The organism is Pseudomonas sp. NPDC096950, from assembly GCF_044762525.1.
Taxonomy (GTDB): Bacteria; Pseudomonadota; Gammaproteobacteria; order Pseudomonadales; family Pseudomonadaceae; genus Aquipseudomonas.
In genome coordinates this window covers 378,621-396,867 of the sequence record NZ_JBIWEL010000004.1, presented here as the reverse complement: position 1 = coordinate 396,867, position 18,247 = coordinate 378,621, and the positions used below count along the sequence as shown (strand labels likewise).

14 protein-coding genes are annotated in these 18,247 nt (G+C 60.9%); 6 read left to right on the top strand and 8 right to left on the bottom strand.

What is annotated here, in order from left to right:
- Nucleotides 1-59 precede the first annotated feature (59 nt).
- A complete protein-coding gene (locus tag ACIQY3_RS10415) occupies nt 60-554 on the top strand; it encodes a hypothetical protein (protein ID WP_403019094.1) in 495 nt (164 codons plus the stop codon).
- Nucleotides 555-670: 116 nt separating this feature from the next.
- Here the strand turns inward: ACIQY3_RS10415 and ACIQY3_RS10410 are convergent, their stop codons facing one another.
- Both ACIQY3_RS10410 and ccoN read right to left on the bottom strand, forming a co-directional pair.
- Entirely contained in the window at nt 671-892 is a 222-nt protein-coding gene (locus ACIQY3_RS10410) for a cbb3-type cytochrome c oxidase subunit 3 (protein ID WP_403019092.1), read from the bottom strand.
- A gap of 8 nt (nt 893-900) precedes the next feature.
- Entirely contained in the window at nt 901-2,328 is a 1,428-nt protein-coding gene (ccoN, locus tag ACIQY3_RS10405) for a cytochrome-c oxidase, cbb3-type subunit I (RefSeq protein WP_403019090.1), read from the bottom strand.
- A gap of 386 nt (nt 2,329-2,714) precedes the next feature.
- Here ccoN and ACIQY3_RS10400 point away from each other — a divergent pair, with 386 nt between their 5' ends.
- The 4 genes from ACIQY3_RS10400 to ACIQY3_RS10385 all read left to right on the top strand — a co-directional run bounded on the left by ACIQY3_RS10400 (nt 2,715) and on the right by ACIQY3_RS10385 (nt 6,356).
- Entirely contained in the window at nt 2,715-4,388 is a 1,674-nt protein-coding gene (locus ACIQY3_RS10400; RefSeq protein WP_403019088.1) for a nitrite/sulfite reductase, read from the top strand.
- Nucleotides 4,385-4,864, top strand: a complete 480-nt coding sequence (locus tag ACIQY3_RS10395; protein WP_403019086.1) for a DUF934 domain-containing protein — start codon at nt 4,385-4,387, stop codon at nt 4,862-4,864. Before ACIQY3_RS10400 ends, ACIQY3_RS10395 begins: the two co-directional genes overlap by 4 nt.
- Nucleotides 4,865-4,980: 116 nt before the next feature.
- Nucleotides 4,981-5,190: a cold-shock protein gene (locus ACIQY3_RS10390; RefSeq protein ID WP_403019084.1), complete on the top strand. Its 210-nt coding sequence runs from the start codon at nt 4,981-4,983 to the stop codon at nt 5,188-5,190.
- Between the two features lie 197 nt (nt 5,191-5,387).
- On the top strand, nt 5,388-6,356 hold the full coding sequence (locus ACIQY3_RS10385; protein ID WP_403019083.1) for a hypothetical protein: 969 nt from the start codon (nt 5,388-5,390) through the stop codon (nt 6,354-6,356).
- A 151-nt stretch (nt 6,357-6,507) separates the two neighbouring features.
- Here ACIQY3_RS10385 and ACIQY3_RS10380 read toward each other — a convergent pair whose 3' ends face one another.
- Nucleotides 6,508-8,868, bottom strand: a complete 2,361-nt coding sequence (locus ACIQY3_RS10380; RefSeq protein WP_403019082.1) for a tetratricopeptide repeat protein — start codon at nt 8,866-8,868, stop codon at nt 6,508-6,510.
- Nucleotides 8,869-9,080: 212 nt separating this feature from the next.
- Between ACIQY3_RS10380 and ACIQY3_RS10375 the strand changes: the two genes are divergently transcribed.
- Entirely contained in the window at nt 9,081-9,752 is a 672-nt protein-coding gene (locus ACIQY3_RS10375; RefSeq protein ID WP_403019081.1) for a DUF3313 domain-containing protein, read from the top strand.
- 126 nt (nt 9,753-9,878) lie between these two features.
- Here ACIQY3_RS10375 and ACIQY3_RS10370 read toward each other — a convergent pair whose 3' ends face one another.
- From ACIQY3_RS10370 to ACIQY3_RS10350, 5 genes are all read right to left on the bottom strand, one after another.
- The gene (locus ACIQY3_RS10370; RefSeq protein ID WP_403019080.1) at nt 9,879-12,392 is read right to left on the bottom strand and encodes a fused MFS/spermidine synthase; all 2,514 of its coding nucleotides are present in this window, start codon (nt 12,390-12,392) and stop codon (nt 9,879-9,881) included.
- 183 nt (nt 12,393-12,575) lie between these two features.
- The gene (locus ACIQY3_RS10365) at nt 12,576-14,165 is read right to left on the bottom strand and encodes an arylsulfatase (RefSeq protein ID WP_403019078.1); all 1,590 of its coding nucleotides are present in this window, start codon (nt 14,163-14,165) and stop codon (nt 12,576-12,578) included.
- Between the two features lie 75 nt (nt 14,166-14,240).
- Entirely contained in the window at nt 14,241-15,263 is a 1,023-nt protein-coding gene (locus tag ACIQY3_RS10360) for an HAD family hydrolase (RefSeq protein ID WP_403019076.1), read from the bottom strand.
- Nucleotides 15,260-16,669, bottom strand: a complete 1,410-nt coding sequence (locus ACIQY3_RS10355) for a hypothetical protein (protein WP_403019074.1) — start codon at nt 16,667-16,669, stop codon at nt 15,260-15,262. Before ACIQY3_RS10355 ends, ACIQY3_RS10360 begins: the two co-directional genes overlap by 4 nt.
- Nucleotides 16,666-18,246: a VWA domain-containing protein gene (locus ACIQY3_RS10350; protein ID WP_403019073.1), complete on the bottom strand. Its 1,581-nt coding sequence runs from the start codon at nt 18,244-18,246 to the stop codon at nt 16,666-16,668. The genes ACIQY3_RS10355 and ACIQY3_RS10350 overlap by 4 nt, the downstream gene beginning before the upstream one ends.
- Nucleotide 18,247 lies beyond the last annotated feature (1 nt).

Here is an 18,247-nt window from a genome sequence, read left to right as displayed (position 1 = left end):
GCGCTGGCATCTGCCATGCTCAAAGTCCGCAGCACCGCTTCAACCAAAGGAACACCGCAATGGACAACGTACAGCAACTGGGCGAGATGCTTCGCCACTACGCAGAAAGCGAAGCGCACAAGAAGCAATTGTTTGAATCGCAATCGGCCGTGTGGGCGACGCGCATTGGTGAGCTGTTCGATCAGATCCAGCACTGGCTGGAACCGGTCCAGGCGCCGAACTTGCTGGAGGTGAGCCGCGAAGCCTACGTCGCGTCCGGGCCAAGCGTGCCGGTCGAGACCTCGACCTTCAAGACCGAGAAACTGACGGTGGTGATTGCCGGCAAACCGGTGGAGTTCGTGCCGGATGTGATGGGCGCCGGTGGCCAGATTTCCCTGGCGGTGATGGGCCTGACCGCTGCGCGTTACGGCAGCATCTCCCTGGTGTGCCTGCCGCCGTCTAATAGCTGGCAGTGGCGCAAGACCAACGGGTTGAAAGACCCGGATACCTTCGCGTTTGATGCGAACTTCCTGGCGCAGCAGTTGCAGAGCCTGATTCCGCGCGAGCGCGGCTAACGCATAACCCTGTGGGAGCGGGCTTGCTCGCGAAGGCGGAGTGTCAGGCGACATGTTTATCGACTGAACGGACGCCTTCGCGAGCAAGCCCGCTCCCACAGTGGATTGGTGGTGTATCAGATTTCTATATTCCCCCACCCCGGCTTAGCCTCTTCCGGCGCCACCGCCTTCACCTTCTTCCCCGTCGCCAATTCCACCCGCCGCGCCACCTCCGGGTCATCGGCGAATGGCATCAGGCTCGCATCCTCCAGGCTCTCGGCCGTCTGATGCTTCAAGCAATACTCGATCACCAGCCAAAACCCGACGACCCCAAACAGATTCAACATCATCTCGATCATCTCAAACCTCACGCAATCTGCGCTTCACGCTCGGCCATGGACACGTCCGCCACCCGCACGGTGCGCCAGGTGTTGTAGGCCATCAGCAACATGCCGCTGAGGAAGAACACGCCACCGGTAAAGCGCACGACAAACCCCGGATGGCTGGCCTGCAAGGCTTCGACGAAGGAATAGGTCAGCGTGCCGTCATCGTTGATCGCGCGCCACATCAGGCCCTGGGTGATGCCGTTGACCCACATCGACGCGATGTACAGCACCGTGCCGATGGTCGCCAGCCAGAAGTGCAGGTTGATCAGCGGCGTGCTGAACATCTGCTCGCGACCGAAGACTTTCGGCACCATGTGGTAGATCGCGCCAAAGGTGATCATCGCCACCCAGCCGAGTGCGCCGGCATGAACGTGGCCGATGGTCCAGTCGGTGTAGTGGGAGAGGGCGTTCACAGTCTTGATCGCCATCATCGGCCCTTCGAACGTGGACATGCCGTAGAACGCCAGCGACAACACCAGGAAGCGCAGGATCGGGTCGGTGCGCAACTTATGCCAGGCGCCGGACAGCGTCATCATGCCGTTGATCATCCCGCCCCAGCTCGGCGCGAGAAGGATCAGCGACATCGCCATGCCCAGGGACTGCGCCCAGTCCGGCAGCGCGGTGTAGTGCAAGTGGTGCGGACCGGCCCAGATGTACAGGGTGATCAGCGCCCAGAAATGCACGATCGACAACCGATAGGAATACACCGGCCGACCGACCTGTTTCGGCACGAAGTAATACATCATCCCCAGGAACCCGGTGGTCAGGAAAAAGCCCACCGCGTTGTGCCCGTACCACCACTGCACCATGGCGTCAGTGGCCCCGGAATACACCGGATAGGACTTGAACCAGCCCACCGGAATCGACAGGTGATTGACCACGTGCAGCATGGCGATCACCACGATGAACGCGCCGAAAAACCAGTTGCCGACGTAGATGTGCTTGGTCTTGCGTTGCACCACGGTGGTGAAGAACACGATGGCGTAGGCGACCCACACCACGGTCATCCACACGGCGCCGGAGAACTCGATCTCGGCGTATTCCTTGGTGGTGGTGTAGCCCAGCGGCAGGGTGATCAACATGATCACGATCACCGATTGCCAGCCCCAGAAGGTGAACGCCGCGAGCGTGTCCGAGTACAGCCGCACCTGGCAGGTACGCTGCACCGCGTAGTAACTGGCGGCGAATTGCGCACTGCCGGCAAAGCCAAAAATCACCAGGCTGGTGTGCAGCGGACGCAAGCGGCCGAAGGTGGTCCACGGCAGGTCGAGGTTCATCTCGGGCCATACCAGTTGCGAGGCGATCCACACGCCCATGGCCATGCCCACCACGCCCCAGACGATGGTAGCCACGACGAATTGGCGGACGACCTTGTAGTTGTAGGCCTGTCCGATTGTTGCTGTGCTCATGGTCAGTTCATCCATGCAGAGTCTTGCCAGGCCACCCGGTCTGGCATGGGATGCACTGTAGAAACCCAGTCGGAAACAAAACAGACTCAGGAAAACTCGATTTACGCGGATCAGATACGGAGCATGCCTGCGGCCATCTGCCGCGCTCTGATACGGTTTTTTAGCTTTCAGGTGGGTCTGTAACGCGCTGCGCCGCAGGTTCATAGTCGGCTCATTAAAAAACGGGCCATAGAACTTCAAGTCAACTCAAGTCCCTGTGGGAGCGAGCCTGCTCGCGAAGGCGCCAGGTCAGTCAGCATCTATGTTGAATGTGCCGCCGCCTTCGCGAGCAGGCTCGCTCCCACAAGGGTTGTGCAGAGCCCGATCAACCCTGATGAGGTAGCGAGATGTATCAGTACGACGACTATGACCGGGCGCTGGTGTTCGAGCGGGTCGCGCAGTTTCGCGATCAGGTCGAGCGTTTCATGGCCGGTGAACTGAGCGAAGAAGAGTTCCTGCCGCTGCGCCTGCAAAACGGCCTGTACATGCAAAAGCACGCCTACATGCTGCGGGTGGCGATTCCCTATGGCACGTTGAGCGCCGGGCAGATGCGCACCCTGGCGAGCATCGCCCGGGATTACGACCGTGGCTACGGCCACTTCACCACCCGGCAGAACATGCAGTTCAACTGGATCGAATTGGCCCAGGTGCCGGACATCCTCGAACGCCTGGCCCTGGTGGAAATGCACGCGATCCAGACCTCCGGCAACTGCGTGCGCAACATCACCACCGAAGCCTTCGCCGGGGTCGCGGCGGACGAGCTGATCGACCCGCGCCCGCTGGCGGAAATCCTCCGGCAGTGGTCGACGATCAACCCGGAATTTCTGTTCCTGCCGCGCAAGTTCAAGATCGCCATCTGCTCGGCGGAACAGGACCGCGCAGCGATCATGATGCATGACATCGGCCTCTATCTTTACCCCGGCGCCGACGGGCAAATGCTCTTGCGAGTGATCGTTGGCGGCGGCCTCGGGCGTACGCCGATCCTCGGTTTGCAGATTCGCGAAGGCTTGCCGTGGCAGCATTTGCTGTCCTACGTCGAAGCGGTGCTGCGGGTCTACAACCGCCACGGCCGGCGGGACAACAAGTACAAGGCGCGGATCAAGATCCTGGTGAAAGCCCTGGGCATCGAGGCCTTCGCCAAGGAAGTCGAGGAGGAGTGGCAGCACCTCAAGGACGGTCCGGCGCAATTGACCGACGTCGAATATGAGCGCGTGGCCAGTGCCTTCGTCCCGCCGGTGTACCGTGCGCTGGCGGACACCGACCTGGATTTCGGCACGCGCCTGGCGCAGAACCCGGTCTTCGCTCGCTGGGTCGCGCGCAACGTGCAGCCGCACAAAGTGCCGGGTTACGCCAGCGTCGTGCTCTCGACCAAACCGGGCATCGCCGCACCGCCGGGGGACGTCACGGCGGAGCAGATGGACGCGGTGGCCGACTGGTCCGAGCAGTTCGGTTTCGGCGAAATCCGCATTGCTCACGAACAGAACATCGTGCTGCCGGACGTGACCAAGGCTGACCTGTATGCGCTGTGGTGCCTGGCCTGCGATCAAGGTCTGGGCTGCGCCAATGTCGGCTTGCTGACCGACATCATCGCGTGCCCCGGCGGCGACTTTTGCGCCCTGGCCAACGCCAAATCAATTCCGATTGCCCAAGCGATTCAGGGGCGATTCGAAGACCTCGATTACCTCCACGACTTGGGCGACATCAGCCTCAATATCTCTGGCTGCATGAACGCCTGCGGCCATCACCACATCGGCAATATCGGCATCCTCGGCGTCGATAAGAATGGCAGCGAGTGGTATCAGATCACCCTCGGCGGCGCCCAGGGCAAACACAGCTCGTTGGGAAAAGTCATCGGCCCGTCCTTCAGCGCCGCCGAAGTGCCCGACGTGATCGAAGGCATCATCGGCACCTTCGTGCGTTACGGCGAGAGCGAAGAATTGTTTGTCGATACGGTGCAGCGCATTGGCCTGGAGCCGTTCAAAGAACGGATTTATCCGAAAGTGCTGGAGGCGTCGGCATGAACAATCTGTTGCGTTTGGAGGAGGGTGTGGCGCGGATTGATCGGGATGACCCGTGGACGTTGGTGCGGGAGATCGACGCTGAACTGCCGGCGGGGCGCTTGATTCTGCCATTGGCCCGTTGGCTGGATAACCCGGCACGACACGCTGTCTGGCTTGGGCCGGATGATGAGGTGGAAAGCCTGAAATCCTGCTTCAACCTGCTGCCGTTGATCGCCCTGGATTTCCCGAGTTTTCGTGATGGTCGTGGTTACAGCCAGGCGTATCTGTTGCGCACTCGGCTGGGGTGGACCGGTGAATTACGCGCGATTGGCGATGTGCTGCGGGATCAGTTGAGTCATATGCGCCAGTGTGGGTTTGATAGTTTTGCGGTGCGCGGGGACAAATCCGCTGAAGATGCGCTCAAGGGGTTGGCAGGAATGAGCGTGTTGTATGGGCGTTCGGTGATTGAGCCTCGGCCGTTGTTTCGACGGCGTTAGTCGGTATACCTGTCAAGTCTGACAGTTGTGAGGTTTGTGCGCTGGTGGTTGACTGTTCCCGGGGCATCGAATCCGATTTCGGTGCTAGTCATTGCTGAGAGGCAAGGAGAGCGGTCATGGAGACGGGTGTAGTCAAGAGTTTCGATAAAATCAAGCGTTTTGGGTTCATCACCGCGGATAGTGGACAAGAGCTGTTTACGACCTTCCAAGACTTCAAAGATCGTGCACTTGAATCACTTGAAGTGGGGCAAAGGGTTCAGTTTCTTGTGAAGCCAACCGTGGGGGGCGGGGCTAAGGCCACTGACGTTAGTGTTATCGGGGCTTAATAGCTGATACGACGTTGATGCCTTGGTTTTGATCGTTCCAAATACCTTGATAAGGGAGTACCTGTGGCGAGGGAGCAAGCTCCTTCGCTACGACTGATCTCTATTGCATCGGCATTTTTGCTTGGGGAGGTAGTGGCATTTTGGTAGAGTCCGCTGCATTGGCTACATGGACGAAATCAAGAAGGGAGTCTGGCGTTGTGAGTTTCGGCAAAAAGATTTTGGGGCTGACGGCATTCCTGCTGATGCTGACCCTGTGGGCGGGTTACATCTATGTGTTCCAGGAAAATCGTGGCGGGCAGTTGGGCGGCGCCTACGACAGCACCGCCTGGTGCGGTACGCCGCCATCAGCCGACGCGCTGTCACTGGGCAAGGATCAACTGACCCTGCGCGTCACCAACAACCTGCGCGGCGAGTTCATGGTTGGCGGTTCTGTGATCGTTTCCGAACGTACCTTCAACCGCTATGACCTGGGCCGCAACGAACTGCGCCTACGCTTGGAACCGCTGCAATGGTCGTTCGGCGCCACGCCGATTTTCCTCGAACAGGTCAGGATCAAACCCCTGAGCCGCAACCTCGCCGCTGACAACAAAAGTGCCTACGCCGAACTGGAGTCGCGCCCCATCAGTGTGCAGGGCCGTGCCACCGAGTTTCCCTTCGACACCTATCGCTACGGCTATAAACCAGTGCTGTATTACCTCAAGGGCAACGAGCGCATCGACCTGCGTTTCCGCCACATCACTACCGTGATGGAGATGTCGAATACCTTCACGCCGATCCAGAAATACAACCGCGCCGAGTACATCAACGAGAAAAGTCCGCTGGTGCGCGATGAGGATTACAAGCCTTACGCGACCACGGAATGCGCGTTCAGCGTCGAGCGCAAAGGCTCGTTCAAGGTGATCGTTCTGCTGCTGTTGCTGGTGATTTGCCTGCCGCTGATGCATGTGTTTTATCGCGATGAGCCGGGGATCGACTTTCTCGCAACGCTGGTGGGGGTTGCTGCGGTGCGGGTGTTGCTGGTGGGGCCGCTGGAGGATTTCCAGCTGTACACCATCGACTTTTTGTTTGGTGCGGCGATTTTGCTGGTGGGGACGGTGTCATTGGTGAAGGCGATGCGGGCTAACAGTCGGCGGGCATTGGCAGCTCAGAGTGGGTCGACCTGGTAAACCAAGGGCAGGATTTTCGTGGCGTGTTACGCCGCCTTCGCGAGCAAGCCCGCTCCCACAGTAGATCTGGTCGGTCGCACATTCTGTGTACACCAGAAAACCACTGTGGGAGCGGGCTTGCCCGCGAAGGGGCCCTCGGATCAGCCCCCCATCATTTCAACGCCGGATCCCCCATGTTCATTTTCTTCCAGCCCTGCAACAACACCTGGGCTTTCGGTTCCTTGCCGTTCTCCAGGTAATACTGGATCAGCGACAACCGTGCATTCCGATTCGCCGGCTGCACCTTCAACAACCTTTCCAGCTCCTCGCACGCCTCATCCACCTTGCCACTGTCATGCAACGCCACCGCCAGCACATACCCGTACTGCGCGCTCTGGGGTTCCAGGGTGGCGGCTTTGTGCAGCAACGGCATGGCTTGCGCGGTTTTCCCGGCTCGAATCAGCGACAGACCCTGGGTGTGCAGCAATAGCGCGGCATCCGGGTGATCCTTGACGCTCTGCTCCAGCAGCGCTTGCGCCTCTTGCGCGCGCCCACTGGCCTCCAGCCATTGCACCAGCGTCACCAGCGCCGGGTAGAAGTCCGGATCCCGTTTCAGGGCCGTGCGCAGCAGTGGTTCGACTTCTTCCGTACGGCCGCTGGCCTGATACAGCATCGCCAGGTTGAGGTTGGCTTCGGCCCGTTCCGCCAGGCTTTTCTGCACGTCCTCGTATTCGGCGATGGCCGCGTTCCAATTGGCCTGGGCGTTGCCCAAACCGTTGCGGGCCACGCTCAGCAGGTCCCGGGCAGCGACGATCCGTACGGCCTTCACCGGATCCCCGAGCAACGGCGTCAGCAGCGGCGCGCGCTCGGGTGGCGGCAGGAACGCACTGATTGCCCGCACCGCGCTTTCCCGCACTTGTGGCGCCGGGTTGTTCAAGTCCTGGGTTGCCAGTTTCAGCGCTTGGTCGCTCGGGTACAGCGGCAGTTCGGCCAGCAGGGTCGCGCGCTGGATCGCTGGCAGGTTGCTGCGCTGTAACTGCTCGTACAAGGCTTGTGCCGCGCCTGGTTGACCATTGCGGATCAGCCACAGGCTTTCGTCGTAGCGCGGAGCCTGAACCGGTGAAGCGTTGGCGGTGTTCCACAGTTTGAACTGCTCGGTGACCTTGTTCCCGGCCTTGCCCTGATGACACGTCAGGCAAGCGTCCGGCGTGCCGAGTTTCGTTGCCCGCTCAGGGTTGGGAATGCTGAAGCTGTGGTCATGCCGGAAGTCGTTGCCCATGTAGAACTTGCCCGGCATGTGGCAATCCACGCACTGCGAACCCGGCTGGCCCATGGTGTGGCGGGTGTGTTCGATGGAATCGTAGTTCTTCGCTTGCAGGCCTTTGCCGTCGACGCCTTCCACTGCTGTCTTGCCGGCGGTGTTGTGGCATTGCAGGCACACGCCGTTGCCCGGCGCCTTGAGTTCGGTGCTGTGGGGGTTGTGGCAGTTGCTGCACCGCACGCCCTTGTCGAACATTTTGCTCTGGGTGAAGGAGCCGTGTTCGAACACTTCGTCCTTGATCTTGCCGTCCAGTGCATACAGTTCCCGGGTGAGGGTGCTTGGCAAATAGTCGTCCATCAAGCGCTTGCCGACGGTGTAGCCATCGCCCAACGGTGCGCGGCGCGAGTGGCAGCGGGAGCAGGTTTCCAGCTCGACGGTGGCGTTCTTGTCCTTGAGATCGACGGCAAAACCAGCGTGGATCAAATCACCTTTCTTCGCGGTCCATTCCAGGTGATTGGAGGCTGGACCGTGGCACGCCTGGCAGCCGACACCGAGGCTGTTCCAGTGACTTTCAAAGGTGTTTTTTGCCGCATCGAAATTGCGCTTGTAGCCGGTGGTGTGGCACTCGACGCACATGAAATTGGCGTTCTGGCTCGGTTTGCTCCAGTGCAACGGATTCTTGAAGTTCACGCCCTGGCCTGGATACAGATGAAACCAGCGGTGCTTCTCGGTATCCCAGGCCACGCCGAGGGCTTGCAACCGACCTTCGCCGACCTCGATCAGGTATTGCTGCAGCGGCGCGATGCCGAAGGTGTAGGCCACCTTGAAATCCGCATTCTTGCCGTCGATCCCCGGCGTGTTGACCCAGAAATCCTCGTCCTTGCGCGAGAACACCGTGGTCTCTTTTTCGGCCTTGAAGGTAACGTTGTTGAAGTCCCCCAGCATCGTCTCGGCGGTGGCGGGCTGCATCGCCAATTGGTGATGGGAACCTTGCCAGTCCTTGACCTGCTCGGTGTGGCAGCCTTGGCATTGTTGTTCGTCGACCATCATCGCCGGCGCCGCAGCCACCACAGGTTTAACTGGTTGCACGACCGGCGCGCTGACCGCCACAGGCTTGGGCGGGGCCGGCGTGCTGCTGCTGAAAAGAAACCAGCCAATCGCCGCCACGGCCAGCAGCAAGACGCCGATGGTGACGGGAAACAGGTAGCGGTTAATCAGGGGCGGTTGCGAATCAGGGTTTGGGTTTACAGCTTTATTTTTATGCTTCGGCATTGCGACTTCCGTAGTCCGAGTGCGTTGGCCATTCAGGGCGCGCTTTGAAGCTTGATGCAGCTTTGCCGGATGGCACGCGTCTGTCAAATAGGCTTTGTGCGGTGAGCCACAGCCTTAGATGAATCTTCCGTGATGATGGCGGCAGATGATGGATATTTGGCTATAACTACCTAGTCCCGTTGCGTTACCGATCCTCTTACAGGAGTTACAGCATGAAGCTTGCGTTAATGATGAGCACACTGTGCATCGCCTCGATCGGGGTGGTCGGCTGCTCCAGTAAAGTGGTCGAACCTGACCAGTATTCGGGGTTTCTCAAGGACTACAGCCAGCTCAAGGAAGCCAAGTCGCCGTCGGGCGCCGAGGTCATGCGCTGGATGGACCCTAAACTCAAAGTCGATAAATTCACCAGCGTCTACATCGAGCCGACCCAGCTCTACCCCAAGCCGCAAGCGACGGTGAAAATCCCCCAGGCCACGCTCAATGGCATCACCGGTTACTACGATCAGGCGCTCAAGCGCGAACTGGGTAAATCCCTGCCCTTGGCCGCCGGTCCCGGGCCAGGCGTGATCGTGGTGCGTGCGGCCATCACCGCTGTCAGCAGCAAGACCGAAGGCCTTAAGCCCTACGAAGTGATCCCGATTGCCCTGGTGGCTGCGGCGGTGAGTACGGCCAGCGGGATTCGTGATCAGGAAACTACCCTCGCCACCGAAGCGGTGTTTCTCGATGGCGGCAACAACAGCGTGGTGGCCCAGGTCGTGCGCAAAGGCACCGGCAAACCGCTGGAGAACGATACCCAGGTGATGAAGGCTGATGACGTCAAAGGCGTGATCGATGGCTGGGCTTCGGATTTGCATCAGTCGTATCTAAAACTCAAATCCAAGTAAAAGCCTAGAAGCTTCGCGAGCAAGCCCGCTCCCACATGGGATCTCTGGTGTACACAAAATGTGTGATCAAAACAGATCCACTGTGGGAGCGGGCTTGCTCGCGAAAGCGGTCTATCAGGCAAAGCATCACTCCCCGACAAACCACCGGTAATACGGATTCCCCCCATCCCCGCGCATCACCTCGCCAATATCCCTGGCCCAGGCATCACGATCCCCGTCATAGGCATGCAAACTCGCTCGATAAAACTGCATCAGGCGCTGGCGATGGGTGTTCATCCGCTCATTGAAACCCGCATCGGCATTCACCAGGGTTGGCGCAACGTGCAGGTCCAGCAATGCCGGTAACACGCGGCTGATTTCCTTGGAACGCACCCACGGCGCGTACTCGATGCGCGGTTGATCGTCGGTCACCGGTGCAGCGTCAGCGGCAAAACGTTCGAGGCCCGGGCGGTCGGTTACCCAAGTGGCAAGCAACGCGGCGGCGGAGCCAATGCCCACGTCCTGCAAGGTGCTGCGAACGCTGTCCTGCTGGAAGCGCTGGGTGATTTTCGCCGCGTCCAGTTCGATCGGCTGCATCGAGCCCACCAGCAGCATTTCGTGGAACTCGCTGGTCCACAGGGTGGCGTAGGGGTAGACGTCGAGGAAGCTGCGCACCAGTGAGCGCGAGTCGTCGATGTTCTGGGTCGGCAGCGGCAGCCACTGGGCGACCAGGCCGTTTTTCTCCAGGCGACTGGCGGCCAATTGGTAGAAGTCCCGGGAATACAGGTTCACCACCCCGGCAGCAGAGGGCGGTGGTGGTTCAAGGGTGATCAGGTCGTAGGTCTGCGGGTTGCGCAGCAGTTCCTGACGGCCATCGCGCAGACGCACGTCGACGCCCGGATTGGCGGCGGCATTGAAGTTGCCCTTGAACAGCTGCGCAGCCTTGACCACCGACGGCAGCAACTCGGCGACTACCCGGTGTTCCAGCCCCGGATAGCGGGTCAGGGCACCGGCGGTGATGCCCGTGCCGAAACCGATCACCAGCGCCGAACGCGGCTCGCCGTTGTGGATCAGCAGCGGCAACAGCGCCTGGATGCGCATGTAGCGCAGGGATGGCATGGCGTCGCCAGTATTGGAGACACCTTGGATATACAAGCGCTGGAAGGCCTTGTTGCCCTTGCCTTGGGTGACCACCGCCACGGTGCCGCCGCGACCTTCTTCGTAGAACGCCAGGGTTGCATTACGCGCGCCGGGCAGCAGGCTCGCGAGTTTGTTGACCGGGGTGAAAACCGCCAGCGCCACGGACAACAGACCAATGGCGACGACAGCCTGACGCCGGCCCTTCTTCACATGATGACCTTTGCGCACCGCGAAATAACCGATCCCGGCGGCAACAATCGCCAGCAAACCGAGGGTGCGTACCAAGCCCAGCAACGGGATCAGCAAGAAACCGCAAAGCATCACCCCGACAATCCCGCCGAGGGTGTTGAACGCCACCACCGCGCCGACATCCTGGCCGACGCGTTCGCGACCCACGCTCAAGCGCAACGCCAATGGAAACGCCGCACCCAGCAGCAGGGTCGGCACAAACACAATGCTCAACGCCGCCACCGCAAACCGCGTGCTCATGCCCAGCAGTTCACTGGCGCCGAACGACAACACCCAGGCTTCGGCGACGCTTTGCGCGACGATCAGCCAGCGTCCGAGCAGGGCGATTTCCAGCAGGGCGATCAATCCAGCGCCAGCAATCAGCAAGCCGAACACGCCCCAGGGATCGCGAATGCGCTCGACCCGACGGGCCAGCAATGCGCTGCCCAGAAACAACCCGGTGAGGTACGTCGCCAGCACCACGGCAAACGCGTAGGTGCGGGTGCTCATGAACTGCACGATGGATTGCGACCAGACCACTTCATAACCCAAGGCCACGCCACCCGCGATGGAATACAGCCACAGCGCCAGGCGATCCGGCGCTTTGTCGACGTGATGCTTCACAGCGGCGACGGGCGGCGCCGAACGCTGGCGTTGAAACCATAACGCACCAGCAGCGGCCAGCAGATTGAGCATCGCGGCGGCCAAGGCACTGCCACGCACGCCGAGGGTGGCGATCAGCACAAATGCCGCGAGCAGGGTGCCGGCGATAGCGCCCGCAGTGTTAGCGGCATACAACTGGCCGCCAGCCTTGCCCAGTTGCTGCGGGTCGGCGGCCAGCGAGCGTACCAACACCGGCAACGTGCCGCCCATCAGCAATGCCGGAATACCCACCAACGCAAACGGCAACACCCAGGCCAGCAGGCCGACATGCTGTTCCAGCCAGGCGAAGGGACTCGCGGCCAGGCTCATGGCGAACGTCGCGCCGACGCCGATCACGGCGACCAATACCTCCAGCCCCGCATACAGCAACACCGGCTGCTGCAAACGATCCGCCCAACGCCCGAACAGCAAGCCACCCAATGCCAGCCCGGCAAAAAACGCGCTGATCCCGGTGGTGATCGCATACACCTCGACGCCCACCACCAGCGACAGTTGCTTGATCCACAGCACCTGATACACCAGCGCCGCGGCGCCGGAGACGAACAGCAGCAGGGCGGGAATCAGCAGCGCCGGGGAGGCGACGTGAGAGGCGGGTATGGCCGACGACTTACTGGCGACACGTGAGGACATTGCGGGGTGCCTTGTTCCGATCTGAAAAAACCTGTGACGGTGCTGGCCTCTTTGCGAGCAAGCCCGCTCCCACAGGGGAATGCATTCCAAATGTGGGAGCGGGCTTGCTCGCGAAGGGGCCAACGCGGTCACAAGCCAAAAATAGAGCCGCCCGCCGATGAAGGCGGGCGGCAGTCAAGCGTCTTACTGTGCAGCCGGTGCCGCTTTCATTTTTTCTGCGATTTTGGCATCTACCGCAGCACGGATCTGGTCAATGCTGAAGCTCGCCGGTTTCTGGCTTGGTGGATACTCGATGAAGGTCTGCAGGAACGCTGCAGCCTTGCCCACCGCGACAGCCGCGAGGTAGACGTTTTTGGTTTGCCAATCGTAATACTGATCGGAAACCACGTCGGCGCGTTCATACGGGTCCATCCTCAAGTTGAGGATTTTCGGCACCCGCAGGCACACGAACGGTTCGCTCCAGACCTTGAAGCCACCCGGTTCCCGTTGTTCGCAGAACACCACTTTCCAGTTGTCGAAGCGCATGGAAACCAGCACGCCGTCATCGTTGAAGTAGTAGAACTCCTTACGCTCACCTTTAGGCTGTTGGCCGGTCAGGTACGGCAGTTGGTTGAAGCCATCCAGGTGAACCTTGAAGTTGGTGCCGCCCGAGGTTGGCGCCCAGCCTTTGAGCAGTTTGTCTTTCACCTGGTTATCGCCTGCCGCCGCGAGCAAGGTCGGGAACCAGTCCATGCCCGAGAACATCTCGTTGGACACTTCACCGGCCTTGATCTTGCCCGGCCAACGGATAATCGCGGGCACCCGATAAGCGCCTTCCCAGTTGGAGTTCTTCTCGTTGCGGAACGGCGTGGTCGCCGCGTCCGGCCAGGAGAACTGGTTCGGCCCGTTGTCGGTGGTGTAGACGACAATGGTGTTGTCGGCGATTTTCAGGTCGTCGAGGGTTTGCAGCAGTTTGCCGACGTCGCCGTCATGCTCCAGCATGCCGTCCGCGTATTCGTTGCCGGGCATGCCGCTCTGGCCCTTCATCGAATCGCGCACGTGGGTGAACACGTGCATGCGCGTGGTGTTCATCCAGACAAAGAACGGCTTGTCCGCCTTGGCCTGTTTCTCGATGAACGCTTGCGCGGCCGCGGTGGTTTCGTCGTCGATGGTTTCCATGCGCTTGGTGGTCAGGGCGCCAGTGTCTTCGATCTTGCCATCGGCGAAGCTGTGGATCACGCCGCGCGGGGTGTTGGCCTTGACGAAGTCAGGGTCGTCCTTGGGCCAGTACGGGCGTTCGGGTTCTTCTTCGGCGTTGAGGTGGTACAGGTTGCCGAAGAACTCGTCGAAACCGTAATTGGTCGGCAGGTATTCATCCCGGTCGCCCAGGTGATTCTTGCCGAACTGGCCGGTGGAATAGCCGAGGCCTTTAAGGGCCTGGGCGATGGTGATGTCACGTTTTTGCAGGCCGACCGGGGCGCCCGGAATGCCGACTTTCGACAGGCCCGTACGCAGTGGCGTCTGGCCGGTGATGAAGGATGACCGTCCTGCGGTGCAGCTGTTCTCCGCGTAGTAGTCGGTGAACATCATGCCTTCCTTGGCAATGCGGTCGATGTTCGGAGTCTTGTACCCGACCACGCCCATGGAATAGGCGCTGATGTTGGTCTGGCCGATGTCGTCGCCGAAGATCACGAGAATGTTGGGTTTTTCAGCGGCCCCGGCAGTTGCCGAAATCGCCATGACCGAGGCTGCCACCAGGGCGAGTTTCGGTAGCCACTTGCGTATGCGAGTCATCTGACTTGCTCCTTTTGCTCACTTGCGTCGCCTCAAGGCGACATACGTTTTTTGCGGTCCTGCGTAACGCTTTTTTTATTGCACTTGCTCGGGTGTGGCGGACTCGAACGGGTAGACCCGGCGCCATTCGGCGGCCATGTCCACGATAGTCCAGCCACGGAATTTTGCTTCGTCGAGGGCCTTGTCCAGCTTGCCGACCGGGGATTGGCGGTCATAAGCCCACTCGCGTTTGGCGTCGGTGTGATGCACCAGGCCCATGAAACGCTTGCCGGTGCCGGCGGCGGTCCACTGCAACATTTGCAGGTCGCCGTCGGAGTTGCCGAACGCCAGGATCGGACGGCGGCCAATCACCGCGTCGATGGTCTCGGGTTTGCCCGGGCCGTCATCGTTGTGCGCCAGTTTCGGCGTGCGCACGATCGAGGCCTTGCCGTCCTTGAACTGGTAAGCGGTGACGAACGTGGTGCCGATCACTTGCTCCGGCGGGATGCCGTAGACCTTCTCGGCGAAGGCGCGCATGAACGCGGTGTCGCCGCCGGAGACGATGTAGGTCTTGAAGTCCTGGCTGCGCAGGTAATCGAGCATTTCCAGCATCGGCTGGAAGATCATCTCGGTGTAGGGCTTGCCGGTTTTCGGGTGCTTGGCCTGACTGAGCCAGGTCTTGGCGTAGTCATCGAAGGCCTCGGTGGTCATGCCGGTGTGGGTGGCGCCGAAGATTTTCAGGATCCCTTCCATGCCAGCGGCGGCCAACGCCTGGTGATCGTTTTCCAGCACAGCCTTGAACGGTTGGGTGGTTTTCCATTCCGGGTGCTGCGGCGCGGTGCGCTTGACCTCGTCGAAGGCGAACAGCAACTCGAAATACGCCGGTTGCTCGCTCCACAGGGTGCCGTCGTTGTCGAACACGGCGATGCGTTCGGCGGGTTTGACGAAGTCCTTGCTGCTTTGATCAGTGACCGCCTGGACGAATTCGATGATGTTTTTTTTCGCTGGACCGTCGTTCCAGGAGGGCAGCGGTTCGTTGGCCTGTGCCAACAATGGCAGGGCCAAGGCCAGTAACAGGGTCAGCCCGTAGCGGTGGCGGATCGATAGCGGGTTCGTCATGGGAATTCCTTCTCGTGGACGGGGTTGAGTGGCCGTAACGCGGGAGGCGCCGGGGCCCGGTGAGACTCGGCCTGACTATGCAGCGTAGCCAAGGATTGCTGGAGTTGGCTCAGCGCCTGATCTTCGGTCGGTGCGCGGCCGTAACAGGCGCGCAACAGGGTTTGCAAACGTGGCCCGAGATTGGTCAGTTTCAGGCCTTTGCCTCGGCGCCTGACCCACAGGTAAAGAGCGCTCAGTTGCGCCGGCCGGCCTTCGATTTGTGCTGGAATCTGCTGCCAGGCGCAGTCCGCCGATTGCAGCCACGCGGCGTGCCGGGCCTGGCGTCTCGTTTGCCGGCCGAGCCAGACGCGATGGATGAGTGGACGGGCGAAGTAAGCGAGCAGGGAGACAATCACGAGGATTGCCAGCCAGCCCAGCCAATGTCCGGAGAGGTGAATACGGCTTTGCTGGCCGAGTTTTTTCAGGTCTTCGGCGATGGAAAACACTGGTCGATAAGCGCTGTTGGCCGTCGCTGCAAATGTAATGGCCGGCACTTGAGCGGTGCGGGTCTGTTGGCTGCCGGTGTCCCACCATTTCACCTCGATGGCGGGCAGGGTGTGGCTGCCTTCGGTGTCGATCCGGTACGTCACGGTATCGATGCGCTGCCCGCCATTGAAGTTGCCGCGACCGTCGTCCAGGGCACTGACCTGCGGGGCTTTCGGGTAGCGGCTGAGGCCCGCGACCTCGGCCAATGTCGGCACCGGTAAAGACATCGCCAGGGCACCGTCGGCTTGCAGCGTGAGTTGTCGCGTGAGGCTGTCGCCGACTTTCAACGGTGTCGCTGAGTTGATGGTTTTTTGCGTGAAGCGCACTCCGCTGGCCACCAGCACCGCTTCACCGGCGCTGAATCCCGGCGGCTGCGTGGCGCTGAAGTGCAGCGGCTCGCTCTGGGCGCTCAACGCTGTGCTGGCCTGGGCGGGCGTGGCGCGTACGGTCAACGCCGGAATGTCGAAACCCTGGGCCAGGTTCGGCGTGATCAGGTAGCTGTAGCGCATGCCGCTGAAGGATTTGCCGTCGATGGTCTGGTTCAGGTGCTGGGCGTGGCCGTTGGGCGGCATGACCAGCGCGCCGTTGAGCTTGAGGTCGGGCAGGGTCGGAGCGTCGGTGAACCAGGTGTCGGTGAGGACGTCGAGTTGCAGTTCGACGAGGCTGCCGACCATGATTGAATCGGTGGGTTGCAGGCGGGACTGGATCTGGAGTTCGGCGGCCAGGGTTTGGAAGCTGATCAGGCAGAGGAGCAGGGGGCAGAGTTTTGTGGTGACTGGGCGGGCCTCTTCGCGAGCAAGCCCGCTCCCACATATGGAATGCATTTCCCCTGTGGGAGCGGGCTTGCTCGCGAAGAGCGCGACTCGGTCTAGAAGGGTCATGGTTTACCCCCAACCTGATCCTGCAAACTGAACTTCTGCTTCAAGAACTTCGCCGGCGACGTACTCAGGTTCTGCAACCACAACGCATCCGACGCCGCCTGCTCGGTCTGCACCGCTTTGCTCTGGCCCTTGCCCGGTGCCTTGTCCATTTTGATCTCGTCCGGCTTGGTCTCCGGCGCGTTCTGCTCGGCGCTGTCGGTGTCTTTCTGCAAGGCGATGGCCAGCGCCAGGTTGGCCGTGGCTTCCGGGAATTGCGGCTGCAATTTCAACGCTTGGGTGTACGCCGCGATGGCCTGATCGAACTTGAAACGCTTCACGTAAATATTGCCGAGGTAGAAATACGCCTCGGGTGTTTGCAGTCGCGCAAAACTCGCCAGCGCCAGGTCGTAATCGGCCGCGTGATAAGCGGCAATGCCTTTCCAGTACGGGTCGACAAACAACGCCGCTGCCTGGGGCAGATGCTCATGCTCGAAGGCCCAGCGACCTTGCTGGTCCCTGGTGAAAAACGCGTCGGTCAGGCCGTTGGCTTCGGCTGTGGTCGGTTGCAGGCCAATGCCCAGCGCCAGCAGCACACCGGCCATCCAGTTCAGGCTCCAGCCTTTGCGCACACTGAAAAATGCAATCAGCAGCAACGGCCAGCACAGCCAGTAACCGGCGTCTTTCCAGTGCAATTCCCGCTGTTCATCGCTGGCGCTCTGGAAATGCTGCTGGGCGTGCAACTCGATCCAGTCCAGATCATCGTTATTCAGGGTCAGGCTGCCCAGCGGCGCATCGAGTGCCGAGGCCAGTTGCTTGAGCACAGACTGATCGAAACTGCCGAGCACCGGGCGACCGTTGCTGTCGGTGCGCGGCTGGCCATTGGCGTCGTGGATGATCCCGCCGTCTTCACTGCCCACGGCGAGGATCAGCACCTGCAACTGGCTGTCATCGAGTTGTTTGTCGAGGCCGCTGAGTTGGGTGGTGTCTGCGCCATCGGTGATCAGCAGCAAGGTGCCCGGGGTTTTCTCGGCGACCAGCAGGCGTTTGGCTTGCTCGACCACCGCGCCAACGTCTTTCCCGGATTTGCCGATCAGGTCGGTGCTCAAGGCCTGGATAAAGGTGTCGAGCAACGCCGGATCGTCGGTGGGCGGCAACACCAGATGCGCGCTGCCGGCATAGGCGATCAACCCGCTGCGGGCCCCGGCGCGGCGCTGGATCAGGTCGTGGAGTTTGTGTTTCGCCGCTTCGAGGCGACTCGGTGGCACGTCGTTGGCGTCCATCGTCGGCGACAGGTCGATGGCGATGATCAACGGCGCACGGTTTTCCAGGAAGTCCGGGCGATCCTGCTCCCAGGTCGGTCCGGCCGCCGCAAGCGCACCGAGGATCAGCAAGGCGCACACCAGATGCACCGGGCGCAGCCGCTGTTGATCCTGGGGCGTGATCAGCAGATGTGGCAGCAAGTGCTCGGCGATATTGCCGCGCAAGCGCCGCTGCAAGTCGTGGCTGCGGCGCCACAGCAACGGCAACAGTGAGCCGAACAGTGCGAGCAACAGCCACAACGGTCGCAGGAAATGGAAGTCGCTGAGATTGATCTCCATC

Coding starts and splice junctions, on each gene's coding strand:
- ACIQY3_RS10415 (WP_403019094.1), top strand. CDS start 60: ATGGACAACGTACAGCAACTGGGCGAGATGCTTCGCCACTACGCAGAA.
- ACIQY3_RS10410 (WP_403019092.1), bottom strand. CDS start 892: ATGATCGAGATGATGTTGAATCTGTTTGGGGTCGTCGGGTTTTGGCTG.
- ccoN (WP_403019090.1), bottom strand. CDS start 2,328: ATGAGCACAGCAACAATCGGACAGGCCTACAACTACAAGGTCGTCCGC.
- ACIQY3_RS10400 (WP_403019088.1), top strand. CDS start 2,715: ATGTATCAGTACGACGACTATGACCGGGCGCTGGTGTTCGAGCGGGTC.
- ACIQY3_RS10395 (WP_403019086.1), top strand. CDS start 4,385: ATGAACAATCTGTTGCGTTTGGAGGAGGGTGTGGCGCGGATTGATCGG.
- ACIQY3_RS10390 (WP_403019084.1), top strand. CDS start 4,981: ATGGAGACGGGTGTAGTCAAGAGTTTCGATAAAATCAAGCGTTTTGGG.
- ACIQY3_RS10380 (WP_403019082.1), bottom strand. CDS start 8,868: ATGCCGAAGCATAAAAATAAAGCTGTAAACCCAAACCCTGATTCGCAA.
- ACIQY3_RS10375 (WP_403019081.1), top strand. CDS start 9,081: ATGAAGCTTGCGTTAATGATGAGCACACTGTGCATCGCCTCGATCGGG.
- ACIQY3_RS10370 (WP_403019080.1), bottom strand. CDS start 12,392: ATGTCCTCACGTGTCGCCAGTAAGTCGTCGGCCATACCCGCCTCTCAC.
- ACIQY3_RS10365 (WP_403019078.1), bottom strand. CDS start 14,165: ATGACTCGCATACGCAAGTGGCTACCGAAACTCGCCCTGGTGGCAGCC.
- ACIQY3_RS10360 (WP_403019076.1), bottom strand. CDS start 15,263: ATGACGAACCCGCTATCGATCCGCCACCGCTACGGGCTGACCCTGTTA.
- ACIQY3_RS10355 (WP_403019074.1), bottom strand. CDS start 16,669: ATGACCCTTCTAGACCGAGTCGCGCTCTTCGCGAGCAAGCCCGCTCCC.
- ACIQY3_RS10350 (WP_403019073.1), bottom strand. CDS start 18,246: ATGGAGATCAATCTCAGCGACTTCCATTTCCTGCGACCGTTGTGGCTG.